The organism is Solwaraspora sp. WMMA2101 (assembly GCF_049179175.1).
Lineage (GTDB): Bacteria > Actinomycetota > Actinomycetes > Mycobacteriales > Micromonosporaceae > Micromonospora_E.
The window spans coordinates 908,658-926,627 of sequence record NZ_JBMHMA010000006.1 but is presented as its reverse complement, the minus strand read 5'-3'; the positions used below and the strand labels follow the sequence as shown (position 1 = coordinate 926,627).

At 71.9% G+C, this 17,970-nt stretch carries 16 protein-coding genes; 11 read left to right on the top strand and 5 right to left on the bottom strand.

Translation table 11 applies throughout. The features are described 5' to 3' along the window. Positions 1-128 precede the first annotated feature (128 nt). Together ACN28F_RS04705 and ACN28F_RS04700 are read right to left on the bottom strand one after the other, a co-directional pair. Positions 129-1,760 carry a glycoside hydrolase family 43 protein gene (locus tag ACN28F_RS04705; RefSeq protein ID WP_421357083.1) on the bottom strand — a complete coding sequence of 544 codons (1,632 nt, stop codon included), beginning with the start codon at positions 1,758-1,760 and terminating at the stop codon, positions 129-131. Positions 1,761-1,846: 86 nt separating this feature from the next. Next, positions 1,847-3,841, bottom strand: a complete 1,995-nt coding sequence (locus ACN28F_RS04700) for an SDR family NAD(P)-dependent oxidoreductase (protein WP_289206876.1) — start codon at positions 3,839-3,841, stop codon at positions 1,847-1,849. A gap of 61 nt (positions 3,842-3,902) precedes the next feature. Between ACN28F_RS04700 and ACN28F_RS04695 the strand changes: the two genes are divergently transcribed. Beyond that, a complete protein-coding gene (locus tag ACN28F_RS04695) occupies positions 3,903-4,481 on the top strand; it encodes a TetR/AcrR family transcriptional regulator (protein WP_289206875.1) in 579 nt (192 codons plus the stop codon). Between the two features lie 128 nt (positions 4,482-4,609). Here the strand turns inward: ACN28F_RS04695 and ACN28F_RS04690 are convergent, their stop codons facing one another. Continuing rightward, a complete protein-coding gene (locus ACN28F_RS04690; RefSeq protein WP_289206874.1) occupies positions 4,610-5,461 on the bottom strand; it encodes a hypothetical protein in 852 nt (283 codons plus the stop codon). Between the two features lie 152 nt (positions 5,462-5,613). Then, positions 5,614-5,982 carry a DUF805 domain-containing protein gene (locus ACN28F_RS04685; RefSeq protein ID WP_289206873.1) on the bottom strand — a complete coding sequence of 123 codons (369 nt, stop codon included), beginning with the start codon at positions 5,980-5,982 and terminating at the stop codon, positions 5,614-5,616. Positions 5,983-6,177: 195 nt separating this feature from the next. Between ACN28F_RS04685 and ACN28F_RS04680 the strand changes: the two genes are divergently transcribed. The 3 genes from ACN28F_RS04680 to ACN28F_RS04670 are packed head-to-tail and all read left to right on the top strand — an operon-like array spanning position 6,178 to position 10,863. After that, on the top strand, positions 6,178-6,963 hold the full coding sequence (locus ACN28F_RS04680) for a sugar phosphate isomerase/epimerase family protein (protein WP_421357082.1): 786 nt from the start codon (positions 6,178-6,180) through the stop codon (positions 6,961-6,963). Beyond that, positions 6,953-8,905 (top strand): heparinase, encoded by a 1,953-nt coding sequence (locus ACN28F_RS04675; protein WP_421357081.1) that lies wholly within the window; start codon positions 6,953-6,955, stop codon positions 8,903-8,905. Before ACN28F_RS04680 ends, ACN28F_RS04675 begins: the two co-directional genes overlap by 11 nt. Further along, positions 8,902-10,863: a DUF2264 domain-containing protein gene (locus ACN28F_RS04670; protein ID WP_421357080.1), complete on the top strand. Its 1,962-nt coding sequence runs from the start codon at positions 8,902-8,904 to the stop codon at positions 10,861-10,863. The genes ACN28F_RS04675 and ACN28F_RS04670 overlap by 4 nt, the downstream gene beginning before the upstream one ends. Before the next feature lie 27 nt (positions 10,864-10,890). On the opposite strand, the gene ACN28F_RS04665 is transcribed toward ACN28F_RS04670, so the two are convergent. Further along, positions 10,891-11,988: a LacI family DNA-binding transcriptional regulator gene (locus tag ACN28F_RS04665; RefSeq protein ID WP_289206869.1), complete on the bottom strand. Its 1,098-nt coding sequence runs from the start codon at positions 11,986-11,988 to the stop codon at positions 10,891-10,893. A gap of 167 nt (positions 11,989-12,155) precedes the next feature. Here ACN28F_RS04665 and ACN28F_RS04660 point away from each other — a divergent pair, with 167 nt between their 5' ends. The 7 genes from ACN28F_RS04660 (at position 12,156) to ACN28F_RS04630 (ending at position 17,957) form a co-directional block, all read left to right on the top strand. After that, positions 12,156-13,169, top strand: a complete 1,014-nt coding sequence (locus tag ACN28F_RS04660; RefSeq protein ID WP_421361254.1) for a hydroxyacid dehydrogenase — start codon at positions 12,156-12,158, stop codon at positions 13,167-13,169. Positions 13,170-13,246: 77 nt separating this feature from the next. Beyond that, the gene (locus tag ACN28F_RS04655; RefSeq protein ID WP_421357079.1) at positions 13,247-14,509 is read left to right on the top strand and encodes an ABC transporter substrate-binding protein; all 1,263 of its coding nucleotides are present in this window, start codon (positions 13,247-13,249) and stop codon (positions 14,507-14,509) included. 8 nt (positions 14,510-14,517) lie between these two features. Next, entirely contained in the window at positions 14,518-15,465 is a 948-nt protein-coding gene (locus ACN28F_RS04650; protein WP_289206867.1) for a carbohydrate ABC transporter permease, read from the top strand. Further along, entirely contained in the window at positions 15,462-16,283 is an 822-nt protein-coding gene (locus ACN28F_RS04645; protein WP_421357078.1) for a carbohydrate ABC transporter permease, read from the top strand. Before ACN28F_RS04650 ends, ACN28F_RS04645 begins: the two co-directional genes overlap by 4 nt. After that, positions 16,280-16,990 carry a DUF624 domain-containing protein gene (locus ACN28F_RS04640; protein ID WP_421357077.1) on the top strand — a complete coding sequence of 237 codons (711 nt, stop codon included), beginning with the start codon at positions 16,280-16,282 and terminating at the stop codon, positions 16,988-16,990. Before ACN28F_RS04645 ends, ACN28F_RS04640 begins: the two co-directional genes overlap by 4 nt. A 187-nt stretch (positions 16,991-17,177) precedes the next feature. After that, positions 17,178-17,471: a hypothetical protein gene (locus ACN28F_RS04635; RefSeq protein ID WP_421357076.1), complete on the top strand. Its 294-nt coding sequence runs from the start codon at positions 17,178-17,180 to the stop codon at positions 17,469-17,471. A 63-nt stretch (positions 17,472-17,534) separates the two neighbouring features. Beyond that, positions 17,535-17,957 carry a hypothetical protein gene (locus tag ACN28F_RS04630; protein WP_421357075.1) on the top strand — a complete coding sequence of 141 codons (423 nt, stop codon included), beginning with the start codon at positions 17,535-17,537 and terminating at the stop codon, positions 17,955-17,957. Positions 17,958-17,970 lie beyond the last annotated feature (13 nt).

Genomic DNA, 17,970 nt, shown 5'->3' with positions numbered 1-17,970 from the left:
TTGACCGAAGCCGTCGTTCTCGAGCACGGCGCTACGACGGGCCATTCGTGAGGAAGTGCCTCGCGCTGCGCCCGAGCGTCGTCGAATCAGGGGCGGGGCGACCGTGGGCGCAGTGGTGTCGGAACCACTCAGCTGAGAGTCGGTGAACCATCCTCCGGCCGGTAGTCGAACCAGTCGAACGCGGCACTGCCGGCGGTGACGTACATGCCGACGACCCGTCCGGTGAACCCGGCGGCGACCTCGGTGGACAGGTACCGCCCGTCGAGTTCGGCGAGCACCACCGGGCCGGCGTCACCGGCGATCTCGAAGCTGACCATGTCACTGCCGGCTGGCCGGACCCCGAACGGGGCACCCGGTGCCGCCGCCTCGGCCGCCGACGTCACCGTCGGAGGCAGCAGGTGGCGGGTCCTGGTGGCGATCGTCAGGGTGACGTCACCGGCGGGGACCGGATGTTCGCCGAACGTCTGGCGGAACGGTCCGACCCGGCCGACGACGCGGGCCACCCCGTCGCCGACCTCCAGGTCGTAGTGGTGGGCCTCGTCGATGCGCAAGGTCAGACCGGCCCGGCCGGTGCCGGGGTCGAGCCGGACACTCACCCGGCAGTCGTGGTGCCGCTGCCGGTACGCCATGACGGTCGCGCCGCTGCGGTCCAGTGTCGTGCCGGCGGCGTGCAGGGTGAGCCGGCCCGGGCGTTCGGTCAGTGACCAGCTGGTGGGCGGGCGCTCCCGTAGCGACACCCAGCAGTGCGCCAACCGGGTGTCGTCGAAGTCGTCGCGGTAGCCGCCCGGCTCGGCGCCGCCGACCAGGACTGGCTGGGCGGCCGGGGCTGGCTGGGCGGCCAGGGTCGGCGCGGTGCCGGCGGGGGCCACCATGGTCTCCTCGACCGGGTCGACGACGGGCCAGCCGTCGACCCACCGTACCGGTGCCAGGAAGGTCTCCCGGCCGAGCACGTGGTACGGCGGCCACTGGCCCTTGGCGCGGATGCCGAGCAGCACCATCCACCAGCTGCCGTCGGCGGCCTGGACCAGGTCGGCATGGCCGGTGGCCTGCACCGTACGGTCGGTCCCCCGATGGGTGAGGAACGGATTGTCCGGGCCTGGCGTGAACGGCCCCCGGATGTCGCGGGACCGGGCGATCGAGACGGCGTGACCGGTGTGCGTGCCGCCCTCCGAGACCAGGAGGTACCACCAGCCGTCGATCCGGTACAGGTGCGGTGCCTCCGGGTACTGGCCGCCGCTGCCCGACCACATCGCCACCGGACCCTCCAGGACCGCGCCGGTCGTCGGGTCGATGCGGTACGACTGCACCCCGGAGACGGTCAGCCAGCAGTCGCCGTTGTCGTCCCAGACCAGCGACGGGTCGACGTGGGGCAGGTCGAAATGGACCGGATCCGACCATGGCCCGGCCGGGTCGGTCGCGGTGACGAGCAGGTGGCGGCCGATGCTCACATTGGTGGTGACCAGCCAGAATCGGCCGTCGTGGTGCCGGATGGTCGGCGCGAACACGCCGCCGGAGGCGTGCGTGTCGGCCGGCAGCCGCAGCTGGCTGGGACGGTCGAGCACGTTGCCGATCTGTCGCCAGTCGACCAGGTCCCGGCTGTGGAAGATCGGTACGCCCGGGAAGTACTCGAAGCTCGAACAGACCAGGTAGTAGTCGTCGTCGACCCGGCAGATGCTCGGGTCGGGGTGGAAGCCGGCGACGACCGGGTTACCGAAGGTGTGCGTACTGGCAGGGGGTTCTGCGGTCACTGCGGCGGTCACCTTTCGTCGGTACGTGGGCCGTCCGAACCGGCCTCCTCGACGATGCCACGTTTTTCATCGACGGTCATCGACGAGGGGGTGGTGGGTTATCCGAGTTGACGCACCGCGTCGAGGCCCAGCGAGCGGTTCAGCCGGCCGGTCAGGCGGGTCACCGCGCCGCGCGGCAGGACGCGGGCGGCCCAGGTGGAGGGACGGTCGGCGGCCCGACCGGGGTAGGACGCGGCGCGGCCCCGGGCCAGGTCGTCAAGGATGCGGGCGGCGACCTGTCGGGCCGGAACGGCGCCGGCAAGGGCCCCCTGGGCCGTGGTGCCATCGAAGAACGAGGTGGCGGTGGCGCCCGGGTGGGCGGCGACGACGCGGACGCCGGTGCCGCGCGTCTCCTCGGTGAGGGCCTCGGTGAAGTGGAGCACGAACGCCTTGGTGGCCGCGTAGACGGCCTGGTAGGGCATGGGCTGGAAGGCCGCTGTGGAGCCGACGTTGACGATGGTGCCGGTGCCACGGGCGATCATGGCGGTGCCGACGGTGTAGGTCAGGGCGAGCAGGCCGTGGACGTTGAGGTCGACGGCGTCGCGGGCGGCGTCGAACGGGCTGGCCAGGAACGGTCCGGCGGGGCCGGCTCCGGCGTTGTTGATCAACAGGTCGATCGGGGTGTCCAACGCGGCGATCACACGGTCGGCGCCGTCGGACGCCGCCAGGTCGGCGGCCACCGACCGCACCTGTACGCCGTGGGCGGTGCGCAGCGTGGCGGCGAGTTCGTCGAGGGCCGCAGCCGACCGGGCGACCAGCACCAGGTCGGCGCCCCGGGCGGCCAACTCCTCCGCCAGGGCCGCGCCCAGACCCTTGGACGCACCGGTGAGCAGGGCGGTGGTGCCGTTGAGTGGTGGGAGGGCCAGGCGGCGTCGCTGCAACTGGTCGGCGAGGAGCGTCCGCAGCGGCCCGCGCGACGCCGGGGACTCGGCGCCGTGGGCGTACTGCGCCAGGCGGTGGCGTACCAGCGCCTGTTCGGCACCGGCGGCGAGGATCTTGTCCCGCCACTGCACCCGCACGGCGCCCACCTCGGCGTCCTGGCCGGCGAGCCAGCGCCGGGGCGCCGAAGGGTCGACGGCGAGGGCGCTGCCGACACCGGCGACAGCGGCGCCGCTGGCGAGGACCTTCTCGACGGCCGCGCGCCGCCGCACCCCGCCGGTGAGCATGATCGGCAGCGGGGCGTCGGCCAGGATTCCGGCGGCGGCCTCCAGAAAGTACGCCTCACGGGCCAGGGTCCGGCCGTCGGCGGGGTGACCGTTGACGGCCAGGCTCTCGACTGAGCCGCCGGAGAGTTCGACCAGGTCGACACCGTGCCGGGCGAGCATCGCGACCACCTGACGGGCGTCGTCCTCGGCGAAGCCGCCGCGCTGGAAGTCGGCGGTGTTCAGTTTGACGGCGACGGTGAAGTCGTCGCCGACGGCGGCGCGTACGGCGTCGACGACGTCGAGCAGCAGGCGTGCCCGGTTGTCGAGGCTGCCGCCCCAGTCGTCGGTGCGGCGATTGGTCAGCGGGGAGAGGAACTGGCTGAGCAGGTAGCCGTGTGCGGCGTGCACCTCGATGCCGTCGAAGCCGGCCTCCCGGGCGAGGGCGGCGGACGTGGCGAACCGCTCGACGGTCTCGGTCAGCTGTGCCTCGGTCATGGGCGTGGGGCGGGGGTAGAGCCGTGACCAGCGTCCGGCGTCGATCGGGACGTCGGAGGCGGACCACGTACGGACGGACGCTCCGGGGACCACCCGTCCGGGGTGGTTGATCTGCATCCAGGCGCGGGCGCCACCGGCCTTCGCGGCGTGCGCCCAGCGTCGGAAGCCGTCGAGCGGGGTGCCTTCCTGCAGCAGGACGTCGCGTGGGTCGGCCATGGCGCGTCGGTCGATCATCACGTGCCCGGTGATCAGGAGCCCGGCGCCGCCGTCGGACCAGCGCCGGTAGAGGCGTTCGAGGCGGTCGTCGGGCAGGTGGCGGTCGCCGGCGAGGAACTCCTCCATCGCGGCCTTGGCGATCCGGTTGGGCAGTGCGGGGCCGTGGGCCAGGGTCAGTGGCGCTGCGGGGTCGGTCATGACGTCCCTTTCTTCGAATGTGTGCGGTGTATACATACGCGATTGTGTGTACAGTGTCAACATGGGTCGGAGCACGTACCACCACGGAGACCTGGCCGCCGCCCTGCTCGCCGCCGGTCTCGACCTGCTGGAGACCGACGGCGCCGACCGGCTCTCGCTACGGGCCGTCGCGCGGGCCGCCGACGTCTCCCCGAACGCCCCCTACCGGCACTACGCCGACAAGGACGACCTGCTCGCCGCGCTCGCCTGCCACGGCTGCGACGACCTGCTCGAACGGATCACCGGCGTCACCGGTGACACCGCCCGGGACCGGCTCGTCGGCATGACCCAGCAGGCCGTCCGGTTCGCTCAGGAGCGACCTGAGGTGTTCCGGTTGATGGCCGGCCACCTGTGCAGTCAGCGCCCGGCGGTCGTCGAGGCACTGGGCCGGGTCCGGGTCGCGGTCCTCGTCGCGGTACGCGGCCGCGGCGACGAGCCGGTCACCGCCGCCGAGGAGGCGTTCTACACCGGGCTGTGGGCGCTGATCCAGGGGCTGAGCGCCCTGCTGGTCGAGGGGAGCGTGCACCCCAGGGACGGCGAGGACCTCGACACGTACGTCGCCCGCGTCGTCTCCGCGACCGTCGCCCATCTCCCCGAGTGACGACGGTGGTGCGCTCGCCGGCATCCGGTGCCCGTCGACGCGGCAGTGCAGGATCAGCCGCGGCGTACAGGGTGCGGCCGACCCGACGGGCCGGCCGCACCGGTGATCATCGACAGTGACCGGTCAGGTCAGGTCGCGCAGATCGCGTACGCGCGGGTGTACCAGTTGCCGGGGATGCCGGTCGGGTCCTCCAGCGAGATGTCGACGGCGCTGGTCAGCGTGGCGTCCGGGTAGGTGCCGGTGTGGATGGCCTGGCCCACCCCGCCGTTGGTCTCGGCACCGAGTCCGTGCAGCCGCTTGCCGGCCGGGCACGAGGCACCGACCACCTTGTCGGTGGAGTTCGCCGCCGAGGTCGTGGTGACCAGTTGGAGTCCGGGCAGCGGGTTGGCGCAGACGCCGTACGACCACAGGCTCCAGTTGCCGGCGTAGCCGGCCTCGTCCTCGTAGCCGGTGACCGTGGCGCTGGTCAGCGCCCCGTTCGGCCGCAGGTCGTCGATCACCACGTTGCCGGCACCGTTCAGGGTGCGGGCACCGACGCTGATCAGCTGCTTGCCGGCCGGGCAGCTCGCCGTCGCGGCCTTGTAGCTGTTGGAGTTGCTGGCCGTCTGGAAGCTGACGTACTGCAGCCCGGCCGGGGCCTGGCCGCAGATGCCGTACGCGTGCACCTGCCAGTTGCCGGCGTAGCCGCCGTTCTCCGCCGCACCGGCGGCGAACCGGTCGCTGCTGCCGAGGGCCTGCAGTCGGGTGAACCCGACCTGTCGCCCGCCACCGTTGATGAAGCCGCCGCCGCCGAGGATCCGGGTGCCGGCCGGGCAGACCGCGAGTGCCTCCTTGCTGCTGGTCGAGTTGTTGGCGCTGACGCCGCTGACGAAGACCAGGCCGGGCACCGCCGACGCCGGAGCGGCCACCGCCACCCCGACCAGGGTGCTTGCGGCCACCACCAGCGCGGCCAGCGTGAGTCGTACCAGTCGATTGTTCACTGTGTTCTCCCTTGTCGTGGGATCTGACACAGGTGAGAGCACGACGTGGCCCGGCCGCCAACAACTTTCCGCAAGATCCTTTATGGGCGGCCGAACCCGTCACTGTGGCTGGGCCACCGGACTTCAGGTCGGTGCTCGGTGGTCTCGTCGGCCTACTTCGGGCTGGGACCGAACCGGTTGGGGCCGGGGGATCCCTCCTGAACGGTGAAGATCAACATCGTGAGGGGGCCGATCAGCGGGACTGGCGAGATCAGCACCCACCAGCCGGATCGTTCGGTGTCATGCAGGCGGCGTACGGCGACCGCCAGCGAAGGTAGCGCGATCCCCAGGATGGCGATCATGTAGAAGACGCCGATGCCCTCTCCTTCGAAGCCGGTGCCCAGCGTAACGTCGAGGATCGACGCCACGACGGCAACGATGGCCGTGAAAAGGACGAACCACCAGTATTCCGCACGGCGGGCTCGCCCGCGAAACCCGACGTACCGGGTGAGCGCCGAGCGGACAGCTGCGGTGAACGACATATCGGGACTCCATATTTGGAAAAGTCGAGCAGTGCGGCGTCAGGCTACGCGAAGGTGGCGTCAGGCTGAGAGCCGTGCGCCCGTACCTCGTTCGACGAGCTGGGCCTGCGGCGGTCGACCGTAGTGGTTGCGTTCGCCCAAACCGCTGCTCTAGGGTCTCGCGGAAAGCGCTTCCCGACCCAGCGAGGAGGGCGCGTGCCGGCGACGAGCCCGAAGATCCACAGTGGCATGTGTTCGGTCACCCTGCGGCAGGAGTCGGCGCTCGCCGTACTCGATGTCGCCGCCCGCGCCGGCCTGCACCGCATCGAGTGGGGTGCCGACGTGCACGTACCGCCGGGGGAGGTTCGGGCCGCCACCGAAGTGCGCGACGCCGGCCGGGACCGGGGTGTCACGGTCGCCTCGTACGGCTCCTACCACCGGGTCGGTGCCGACCCGGCCGAGGACTTCCCGGCCGTACTCGCCAGCGCGGTCGCGCTCGGCGCCCCCCGTGTCCGGATCTGGGCCGGTGACCTCGGCTCGGCGCAGGCCAGCGCCGACCAGCGCCGCGCGGTCGTGACCGCCACCCGGGCCGCCGCGCGGCGGGCCGCCGACGTTGGCGTCACCCTGGCCTTCGAGTACCACTCGGGCACGTTGACCGACACGGCCGCGTCGACGCTGCGGCTGCTCACCGAGGTCGACCATCCGGCGGTACGCACGTACTGGCAGCCGCCGCTCGACCTGCCCGACGCCGCCGCCGTCGCCGACCTGCGCCAGGTGCTGCCCTGGGTCGACGCGGTGCACGTCTTCTCCTGGTGGCCGCGCTACGAGCGGCTGCCGTTGACCGCCCGTGACCGGCTCTGGTCCGACGTCTTCGCGGTGCTGCGCGCCGCCGGTCGCGACTTTGACGCCCTGTTGGAGTTCGTGGTCGACGACGACCCGGACCGGGTCGCCACCGAAGCCGCGTCGCTGGCCCAGCTGACCGCAGACCGTCATGGCGGCTGAACCAGGGCCGGCGGCAGCGGCAACGGCCGAGCCGGGGCCGCTCGCCCGCCGATGGGCGGCGCTGGAACCGGGCCTGCGGGCGGCGGCGCTCGGCAGGGCGCGGCAGGCGATCGGGGTCACCACCGGCACCGGCCGGGCGGCCTGGCCGTACGCCGACGACGCGACGGTACGGGCGGTCGTGGCCGCCGCCGAGGCCGACCGGGGCACCGCCTGGCCCCGGCTGCTGCTGTCGGACTATGCCCGCTACTGGCGCGACGGGGTCCGCACCGCGTACGAGGTGCCCGCCGGTGAGCTGCGGCGGCGTACCGCCACGGCGGCGCTGGCCGCCGCGCTGCACGGCCAGCCCTACCTCGACGAGGCCGCCGACGGGCTGCTGCAGCTGTGCGAGCAGAGCACCTGGTGCTGGGCCGCCCACGAGCGGTTCGCCACCGAGGCCGGCCAGGTGGTGCCCGACACCGACCGGCCGTTCCTGGACCTCGGTGCGGCCGAGACGGTGGCCGTACTGGCCTGGGCCGACCTGATCCTCGGCGCGGCGCTCGATGACCTGGTGCCGGGGCTGCGCCAGCGGATCCGCCGGGAGACCCGGGTACGGGTGGTCGAGCCGTTCCTGAGCAGTCGTGAATGGCACTGGCTCGGCCTGGACGGGCACCTGCACAACTGGAACCCGTGGATCCACGGCCACCTGCTGGCCGCCGCGCTGTTCCTGGTCGACGATCCGCCGACCCGGGACCGGGTGGTGGATCTGGTCGTCGACGGACTCGACCGCTACCTCGGCTCGCTGCCCGCCGACGGCGGCTGCGACGAGGGGTACGCGTACTGGTGGAACGGCCCGGCCCGGCTGGCCGAGACCCTCGACCTGCTCGACCGGGTCCTCGACGGACAGTTGGCCCCGTGGCGGTGGCCGCCGCTGCCGCAGCTGGCCCGCTACCCGCACCGGATGGCTCTCGGTGACGGCTGGTACGTCAACGTCGGTGACGGGCCGGCCCGGCCGAGCGCCGCGCAGCCGTGGCAGGTGCTGCACCGGTGGGGTCGGGCCACCGGCGACCAGCAGGTCGTGGCGCACGCCGCCAGCCACCGGGTTCCGGGTGAACCCGCCGTGACGGTGGACGCCGGGCTGGGCCGGGCGGTGCTCGGCCTGACCGATCCGCAGTGGACGACCCCGCCGCCGGCCGTACCGCCGCTGGCCAGCCTGCCGCCGGCCGCGTCGCCGCTGCCCGCCACCACCTGGCTGCCCGACCTGCAGCTGCTGGTCAGCCGGGAGCGGGCCGGCAGCCCACGCGGGCTGGCCGTGGCGGTCAAGGGCGGGCACAACGACGAGAACCACAACCACAACGACGTCGGCTCGTACCTCGTCGCGCTCGACGGCACCCCGGTGCTGGTCGACCTCGGCCAGCCCACCTACACCGCGATCTCCTTCACCGACCGCCGCTACGAGCAGTGGGTCACCCGCAGCGAATGGCACAACCTGCCGGTCGTCGGCGGCCACGGGCAGGCCCCGGGCCGCACCTTCCGGGCCTCGTCGGTCGTCGTCGACACCGACGCCGACGCCGACGCGCTGCGGCTCGACCTGGCCGCCGCGTACCCGCCGGAGGCCGGCTGCCGGTCCTGGCGGCGGCAGGTACGGCTGGACCGCCTCCTGTCGACGGTCGCCGTCACCGAGCGGTGGCGGGTCGACGACCCCGCCGACCTGCGGCTGCACCACGTCGTCGCCGGTGCACCGCTGACCCACAGCGCCGGTCGGCTCGCCGTCCGGGCGCTCAACGGCGCGGTGGCCGTGCTGGGCTGGGATCCGCGGCTGGGCACCGGCCAGCTGCAGCGGCAGCCGGTCGACGACCCACTGCTGCGCGAGAGCTGGGGCGACGCGGTGCACCGGCTGGTCCTCACCCTGCCAGCCCGCCCGAGCGGGTCCGTCACCGTGACCATTTCCGGAGGCTCCGCATGATCACCGAGGACCGGCGGCTGTCGCCGTACACCGGTTACACCCGCGCGCACTGGGCGGCGGCCGCCGACCGGATGCTGCTGGCGCTGCGTCCGTACGCCTCGCCCGACCACGCCCGGATCGACCTGCCCGGCCCGGCCAGCGCGTACGGACCGGACAGCGACTCGTTGGAGGCGTTCGCCCGGTCGTTTCTGCTGGCGGCGGTCCGGCTGCGCGGTGAGGCCGGCGCCGACCCGCACGGGCTGGCCGACTGGTACGCCGCCGGGCTGCGCGCCGGCACCGATCCGACCGCGCCGACCGCCTGGCCGCGCCCGGACCGCCTCGACCAGGCCAAGGTCGAGGCCTGCTCGATCGCGCTCGGTCTGCACCTGACCCGGCCGTGGCTGTGGGACCGGCTCGACGAGGCGACCCGGCAACGTACCGTCGACTGGCTGGCGACCGTCGTCGGTCAGCCGTACCCGCCGATCAACTGGGTGTGGTTCCAGATCGTCGTGGAGACGTTTCTGCGTTCGGTCGGCGGCCCCTGGTCGGCGCAGGACATCGAGTCGGGGCTGGCGGTGCACGAGTCGCTGTACCGGGCCGACGGCTGGTACTCCGACGGCCCGGAACGGTCCTACGACCACTATGTCGGCTGGGCGTTGCACGTCTACCCGCTGCTCTGGGCGGATCAGGCCGGCGACGGATGCCCCGACGACCTGCGGCAGGCGTGGCGGTCACGGCTGTCGGCGTACGTCGACGACGCCCTGCGGCTGTTCGGCGCCGACGGTGCCCCGCTGATGCAGGGCCGCAGCCTCAGCTACCGGTTCGCCGCCGCCGCGCCGCTGTGGGTGGCGGCGATGACCGGTGCGACCGAGGCCCCGCCGGGGCAGTTGCGCCGGGCGGCCAGCGGGATGCTGCGGTACTTCCACGGGCACGGGGCACCGGACCGGCGGGGGCTGCTGACGCTGGGCTGGCATCACGAGTGGCCGGCGATGGCCCAGTCGTACTCCGGTCCCGGGTCGCCGTACTGGGCGGCGAAGGGGATGCTGGGGCTGGCCCTGCCGGCCGATCATCCGGTGTGGACGGCGACCGAGGAGCCGTTGCCGGTCGAGCGGGCGGATCTGCTGGTGGCGGCACCGACGCCGGGCTGGTTGATCGCCGGCACCCGCTGCGACGGTGTGGTCCGGGTGGTCAACCACGGCACCGACCACTCGGTGCCGGGTGACGAGCGGGCCGACTCGCCGCTGTACGCCCGGCTCGGCTACTCGACGGCGACGATGCCGCCGCTGACCGGCGAAACCGTCGGCGACCCGTCGGACAACTCGGTCACGCTCGTCGACGCAGGCGGCCGACGCGGCCACCGCAACGGGTTCGTGGCCCTCGACTGCCGGGTGGTCGACGGGGTCGGCCAGGCGGTCTCCCGGGCCGCGACGCGCTGGGTCGACACCGCCGACGACACCGGCCCGGACCACGGCTCCGGCCGCGCCGGACCGGTCCGCCGGGGCCCGGTGGTGACGATGGCCTCGGTGGTGCGCGGAGCGATCGAGGTACGGCTGGCCCGGCTCGACTCGACCGACGGCATCGACGACGGCACCGTGCTGGAGTTCAGCGGCTGGCCGGTGGCGGATGCCGTAGCGCCGTCGGCGCGCACCGGCGTCGACCCCCCGACGTGCGTCGTGGCCGGTGCCGCGGTCACGTCCCGGCTGGTCGGCCTGGCCGGCTTCACCCATGCACTGGTACGCCGGGAGCGGTCCACCTCGCCGTTGGGTGACCACGTGGCGGTGCCGGTGCTGCGGACCGCCACGCCGCCGACCGTCGGCCAGGTGCACGTCGCGGCGGTCCTGCTGACCGGCGTGCCGACGGACACTGCCGGCCCGCTGCCGGCCGTGACGGTGACCGCCGGCCCCGACGGGGACACCGTCGCCGTCCGCTGGCCCGACGGGCACACCTCGACCCTGTTGCTGCCGGCCGCCCCCCGCTGAACCGTCCGTGCTGTCGACGGCGCGGGGTCAGCGGGCCGGCCGGGGCGTGGACGAGTCACGGATCACCAGGTCGGGGGTGATCAGCACCCGTTGTGCCGGCCGGCGGCGGCCCTCCACCAGCCGGGCGACCATCAACTCGACGGCGACCCGGCCCACCTGGTGCTTCGGCGGCCGTACGGCGGTCAGCGCCGGCTCGGCCAGGTGCGCCACCTCGTCGTCGTACGACACCAGGGCAAGCTGGTCGGGGATGGCCAGCCCCTGCTCGGCGCAGTACTGGGCCACCGACATGGCATCCGGGTCGCCGTGCACGATCAGCGCGCTCACCCCTTCGCGTCGGCAGCGCCGCAGCACGTCGCCGATGATCGTGCGGTGGCCGGGGGCGTCCAACGCCACCGCCTCCCGGATCACCAGGTCGGCGGGGAGGCCGAGGTCGGCGCAGGCCAGCTCCCAGCCCTGGGCGAGGTGTGCGGAGGTGGGGCTGCCCTTGGACAGCACCAGCCCGATCCGGCGGTGGCCGTGGGCGTGCAGGTGACGGACGGCGATCTCCAGCCCGAGGGCGTGGTCGCTGCGGACCCATTCGAGCTGCTGGCGGGTCGGTGTCCAGCGGGGAGTCTGCCGTTCGACCAGGATGGTCGGCACCGGCAGGTCGCCGATCCAGCGGATCATCTCGGCGGCGCCGTCGCCGTCGAGGCTCGGCGCCAGCAGCAGCCCCTGCACCTGTTGTGCGTCGATCAACCGGCTGATCTGCCGGCGGTCCTCGGCCAGGTCGTAGCTGGATCCGCGCAGCTGGATGTGGACGCCGAGGGAGGCGGCCGCGCTGCGGGCACCGGTGACGATCTGCGGCCAGTAGTAGTCCAGCGACGGCACGACCATGCCGATGGTGAACCGGGTCGGTGCCACCCGGGGGCGTCGTGGCGCGGGCCCCAACTGGGTGGGCAGGGTCGCGCCGCCGTGCACCTTGGTCAGCAGGTGGCTCTCGGCCAGGGCGGCGATGTCCCGCCGTACGGTCAGTTCGCTCACGCCCAGCAGCGGTGCCAGGTCCTTGACCCGTACCGCGCCGTGGCGGCGCAACTCCTCCAGCAGCCGTTCGCGTCGCTGCAGGTTGAACATCCGGTCCGCCGGCACCGTACCGCCTCCCGTCGATGTTCGTTTGCGATCGTTTCTGAACAAGTAGGAACGACTGCTAGCGACCCTGTTCGGCGAAGGTTAACCATGTCACATCGGCGAATCCAAGTGGTTCTCACGACGACAACCGTCGGCCGGAGATTCGTCATCGAGGAGAAACGTTGCCGGTGCAGCCCTCGCCGCAGGCCCTCGTCGTGATGGACCGGGACTCCTACCGGGCCCACTTCGACGGGCCCCGCCTGCAGCGGCTCGGCCAGCTCGTCGACCTCGCCGAGCCGGTCTGGGTCGACGAACTCGACTCGCCGTCGGCGCGAGCCCGGCTGGCGACCGTCGAGGTCCTGCTGACCTCGTGGGGGGCACCCCGGTTGACCTCCGACCGACTCGCCGCCGCGCCGGCGCTGCGGGCGGTCTTCCACGCCGCCGGCAGCGTCCGGTCACTGGTCAGCGACGAGGTGTGGCGCCGGGGCATCCGGGTCAGCACCGCGGCCGACGCCAACGCCGTCCCGGTGGCCGAGTACACCCTCGCGGCGATCATCTTCGCCGGCAAGAAGGTGCCGTTCATCGCGGCCGACCCCGACCGGGCGTACCGCGGCTGGAGCCACCACCACGGCCACGGCGACCTGTCCAACTACCGCCGCACCATCGGAGTGGTCGGTTTCTCCCGGATCGGCCGGCGGGTGGTGGACCTGATCGGCTGCCTCGACACCGCCCGCTGCCTGGTCGCCGACCCGTACGCCGACCCGGCGGAGGTCGCCGCGGCCGGCGCGACCCTGGTCGACCTGCCCGAGATGCTGCCGCACAGCGAGATCCTCACCCTGCACGCGCCGGAGCTGCCCAGCACGTACCGCATGATCGGCGCGGCCGAACTCGCGCTGCTGCCCGACCACGCGACGGTGATCAACACGGCCCGGGGGAGCCTGGTCGACCCGGCGGCGCTCGCCGCCGAATGCCGATCCGGCCGGCTGTACGCGATCCTCGACGTCACCGACCCCGAGCCGCTGCCCGCCGACGCCGCCCTGCGGGCGGCCCCGAACGTCATGGTCAGCCCGCACCTGGCCGGCTCGCTCGGTACGGAGATCCGCCGTCTCACCGACCACACCCTCGACGAACTCGCCCGGTGGACCACCGCCCAACCGCTGCACGCCGAGGTCACCGCCGAGGCGTTCACGCTGCACGCCTGACCGCCACTCGCACCCGTCCCGTCCACCCGACTCACCCCCGCACCCCGCACCCCCCCCGCAAGTTAAGGAGTCACCACATGAACCGACGCATCACCGCAGCGGCAGCCGCCGCCGCCCTGCTTCTGGCCACCGCCGGCTGCGGCGGCGGCGACGAACCGGCCGTCGGCAGCGACGGCCGGCAGATCCTCACCGTCGCGCTGTGGAACTACGACAGCACCCCCGAGTTCGCCGCGCTGATCGACGGGTTCGAAGCCGCGCATCCGGACATCGACGTGCAGCCGGTGGAAATCCTCGCCGACGACTACGCCGAGAAGGTCACCACCATGCTCGCCGGCGGTGACCAGACCGACGTACTCACCATGAAGAACGTCACCGACTACTCCCGGTACGCGCTGCGCGGCCAGTTGGCGTCGGTGGCCGACGAGGCCGCCGCCCTCGACGAGAGCAAGTACCTCGGCCTGCAGCCGTTCGACATCGACGGGGACTACTTCGCGCTGCCGTACCGGCAGGACTTCTGGGTCCTGTACTACAACAAGGCCATGCTGGCCGACACCGGCGCCGACCTGACCAACCTCACCTGGACCGAGTACGCCGACCTGGCCAAGCAGCTGACCAGCGGCAGCGGCCAGGACACCGTGTACGGCACCTACCACCACACCTGGCGCTCCATCATCCACTCGACGGCGGCGGCGCAGAGCGGCGGTGACCTGATCGGCGGCGAGTACGGGTTCCTCAAGGACCGCTACCAGATGGTGCTCGACCTGCAGGCCGCCGGTGCCACGATGCCCTGGGCGACCGCGTCGACGCAGAAGGTCCAGTACCACACGATGTTCTCCACCGGCCAGGCCGCGATGCTGCCGATGGGCACCTGGTACGCCGCCCGGCTGATCGAGGAGAAGAAGGCCGGCAGCATCGACGTCGACTGGGGCATCGCCCCGCTGCCGCAGGTCACCGAGGGCGGTCCGGTCACCACCTTCGGCTCGCCGACCGCGTTCGCGGTCAACAACAAGGCCCGCAACGCCGACGCCGCCCGGACCTTCGTGGCCTGGGCCGCCGGCCCCGAGGGCGCGGCCGCGATCGCCAGCATCGGCGTCTACCCGGCGTACTCCGACGAGTCGATCACCGAGACCTACTTCGGCGTCGAGGGCATGACCAACGACGAGGTCGCCCAGGCGGCGTTCCAGCCCGACGAGGTGATGCTGGAGATGCCGGTCAGCGAGAAGTCCTCCGACGTGGACGTCATCCTCACCGAGGAGCACGAGCTGATCATGATCGGGGAGCGGGAGCTCGACGCCGGACTCGCCGAGATGGGCAAGCGGGTCACCTCCGAGGTCGACTGACCCCCACCATGGCGATCCACACCCCGATCGACACCGTACGCACCCCGGTGCCCGGCGGTTCGCCGCCGGGCACCGGGGCGGCCCGTCGGCTGCGCCGACGCAACACCCTGGCCGGCTGGAGCTTCATCCTGCCGAACTTCATCGGATTCGCCGCGCTCACCCTGGTGCCGGTGGTCGCCGCCCTGGCGCTGGCCTTCATGGAGTGGAACTCCTACAGCAGCCCCGAATGGGTCGGGCTGGACAACTTCCGCCGCATGGTGGGCAGCGAGACGTTCTGGACCGCGCTGTACAACACCACCTACTACGCGGTCGGGCACATCCCGTTGACCCTGGTCGCCGCGCTCGGCTTCGCCGTACTGCTCAACCGGGCGATGCGCGGCGTCCGGTTCTTCCGTACGGCGTTGTTCTTCCCCTACATCACCGCCCTGGTCGCGGTGGCCGTGGTGTGGAACATGCTGTTCAACCCCGACGCCGGGCCGGTCAACCAGCTGCTGCGGGCGATCGGCATCGACAACCCACCCGGCTGGACCACCTCGACGACCTGGGCGATGCCGGCGGTCATCATCACCAGCGTCTGGCGGGACATGGGCTACTACATGGTGCTCTACCTGGCCGGGCTGCAGACCATCCCGCCCGAGCTGTACGAGGCGGCCCGCACCGACGGGGCCTCGGCCTGGCAGCGGTTCCGGCACATCACCGTGCCGTCGCTGCGGCCCACCACCTTCTTCGTCCTGATCATGCTGACCATCTCCAGCTTCAAGGTGTTCGACCTGATCCAGGTGATGACCGAGGGCGGTCCGGGCCGCGCCACCCTGGTGCTGTCCCAGTTGATCTTCCGCGAGGGCATCACCCAGGGCCGGTTCGGCTACTCGTCGGCCATCGCCATGGTGCTGTTCGTCATCGTCCTGGTGATCACCGTGGTCCAGTTCCGGCTGCAGCGAAGGGGTGAACAATGAGCCTCACGCTGCTGCGGCGGGCCGTCGGGCAGATCCTGCTCACCGTCCTCGGCCTGGCCGTCCTGGTGCCGTTCGCCTGGATGCTGGTCTCCTCGGTCAAACTGGACTCGCAGGTGCTGACGGTGCCGATCCAGTGGATCCCGCAGGAGTTCCACTTCGACAACTACCTGCGCATCTGGGACCGCATCCCGCTGGCCACCTACCTGTACAACTCGATGTTCCTCAGCGTCACCATCACGTTCCTGCAGGTGCTGACCGGCAGCTTCGCCGCGTACGGCTTCGCGAAGATCAGTTTCCCGGGCCGCGACGTGCTGTTCCTCGCCTACATCGCCACGATCGCCGTGCCGTGGCAGGCGTACATGGTGCCGCAGTACATCATCATGGAACGGCTCGGCCTGGTGAACACCCACCTGTCGCTGATCCTGCTGCAGGCGTTCGGCGCATTCGGCGTGTTCCTGATGCGCCAGTACTACCTGACCATCCCCGACGAGCTGACCGAGGCCGCCCGCATCGACGGGCTCAGCGAGTACGGCATCTGGGCGCGGATCGTGCTGCCGTTGTCCAAGCCAGCGCTGGCCAGCCTGGCGCTGCTCACCTTCGTCAACACCTGGAACGACTACATGGGACCGTTCATCTACCTGACCAGCAACGACCTCTGGACCGTACAGATCGGGCTACGGACCTTCATCGGCCTCTACGAAGCCGAGTACGCCATGATCATGACCGGCTCGGTGCTGTCGATCCTGCCGATCCTGGTCGTCTTCCTGCTCGGGCAGCGCTACTTTGTGCAGGGCATCGCCACGAGTGGGTTGAAGTGAGCGCGGCCGGGGTGCGCCAACCGCTGCGGCCGTCGCTGGCCGCGCGGGTCAACGTCGGCGCGGACACCTGGTCGGTCATCTGGTCGCTGGTGCACCGGGTGCTGGTGGTCAACCTCGGGCTGGCCATCACCAACCTGCCGCTGCTGGTCGCGCTCGCCGTCGTCGCCCAACCGTGGCGCTACCCGGTCTTCTTCGGGCTGCTGACTGTCGGCGTCGGGCCGGCGGTCGCCGCCGCGTTCGGCTACCTGCGGCAGGCCGAGGACGACGACCGGGCACCGGTACGTGAGTACTTCCGCGCGTACCGGCGGAACTTCGCCGCAGCGACGCGGCGCTGGTCGGTGGCGACGGCGCTGGTGGCGGTCCTGGTGACCGACATCGTCTGGCTGCACGACGCCGGCCCTGCGGCGGTGCTCGTACCGCTGCTGGTCGTCACCGCCGTCGTGGTCCTGGCCGCGACGGTCCTGCTGCTGGCCCTGGTCGAGCTGGCCCCGGGCCTGGGCGTGCGCGCGGCCGTCCGGACCGCGATCTGGTCGGCGGTACGCCGGACACCGTTGAGCCTGCTCAGCCTGGTCGTGCTGCTGGCCGCCCTGCTGTCGGTCAACCAGGCGCCGCTGCTGGCACTGTCAACACTGCCCGGCTGCGCGCTGCTGGTCGTCTGGGTCAACAGCCGCGCTGCACTCGCTCACGTAACCACGTCGACAAGCTGAGCACCGAGTTGACGTACGCCCCTGCTGCGGCACGCTTGTCCCTAGGAGCACGAGGAGGGCGGCCCGATGTCGATTGCGCACTATGACAGCTACACCGAGGCTCGTGCGCACTTCAAGGATCTGCTGGACGCGGCCGAGCGGGGGGCGCGTGGCCACAGTCAGGCGGGATGCGGCGCGGACGGCCGTGGTGGATGTTGAACGCCTCCGTTCCTCCCTCGCATCGCTCAGTGCACCCCGCGCGCAGGTCGTCGCCGAAGCGGGTGGGTCAGTTTTTATCCCTGGCCTGCCTATCGCGGCGGATGGCGGGACGTTCGATGAGGCGATCACGGAGATGATCGTGGCGCTGCGCGAGTACGCCGAGGACTGGCAGGAGCGCCTGCACGACGCTCCGAATCACCGGAAGAACTGGGCGCTGGTACAGATGATCAGTCTTAGCGACGATGATCAGTTGCGAGACTGGCTTGTGGGGTCCGGCCGGTGATCCTGGCCGCCGCCCACTCGTCAGGACCACGAAAGATTCCGCGACACCGAAGGATGGAAGCGGATGCGTGACGCCCTCGGCCGCGTCGAGGGCGTGCGGAGTAACGATGGGAGCTACGAGCCGCTGACGGTGGCGGGGCTGGGCGCGCTGCTCGTCGGCGCTGACGAGGCCCGACGGTGGCGGTTGGTAGCGGAGTTTCTTGAGGAGTACCGCTGGGAGCCAGCGCAGGAGCGGGCCGCTCTGCTGGAGCAGGAGCCGGGTATGACCGGTGATGAGCACTGGGACGTGTTCCTGGCCGCGTTGACGGAACACCTGGCGACCAAGGATGGACGCGGGGCACCGGCATGGGTCGAGACGCGATCACTGCGCCGCTTCTGGTTCCCGTTCAACACCCGTGCCGCCCGGGTCGACGCCGTGGTGCACGCCCCGGCGGCGTTCCGCCGTCGCGGAGTCTACGTATCGCCGCAGGAATTGAACGTCGCGTGAGCGCCGATGATTC

Bases quoted from the DNA above. Each gene is read 5' to 3' on its own strand.
- ACN28F_RS04700 (WP_289206876.1), bottom strand. From the start codon at position 3,841: ATGACCGACCCCGCAGCGCCACTGACCCTGGCCCACGGCCCCGCACTG.
- ACN28F_RS04695 (WP_289206875.1), top strand. From the start codon at position 3,903: ATGGGTCGGAGCACGTACCACCACGGAGACCTGGCCGCCGCCCTGCTC.
- ACN28F_RS04685 (WP_289206873.1), bottom strand. From the start codon at position 5,982: ATGTCGTTCACCGCAGCTGTCCGCTCGGCGCTCACCCGGTACGTCGGG.
- ACN28F_RS04675 (WP_421357081.1), top strand. From the start codon at position 6,953: ATGGCGGCTGAACCAGGGCCGGCGGCAGCGGCAACGGCCGAGCCGGGG.
- ACN28F_RS04670 (WP_421357080.1), top strand. From the start codon at position 8,902: ATGATCACCGAGGACCGGCGGCTGTCGCCGTACACCGGTTACACCCGC.
- ACN28F_RS04655 (WP_421357079.1), top strand. From the start codon at position 13,247: ATGAACCGACGCATCACCGCAGCGGCAGCCGCCGCCGCCCTGCTTCTG.
- ACN28F_RS04650 (WP_289206867.1), top strand. From the start codon at position 14,518: ATGGCGATCCACACCCCGATCGACACCGTACGCACCCCGGTGCCCGGC.
- ACN28F_RS04645 (WP_421357078.1), top strand. From the start codon at position 15,462: ATGAGCCTCACGCTGCTGCGGCGGGCCGTCGGGCAGATCCTGCTCACC.
- ACN28F_RS04630 (WP_421357075.1), top strand. From the start codon at position 17,535: ATGCGTGACGCCCTCGGCCGCGTCGAGGGCGTGCGGAGTAACGATGGG.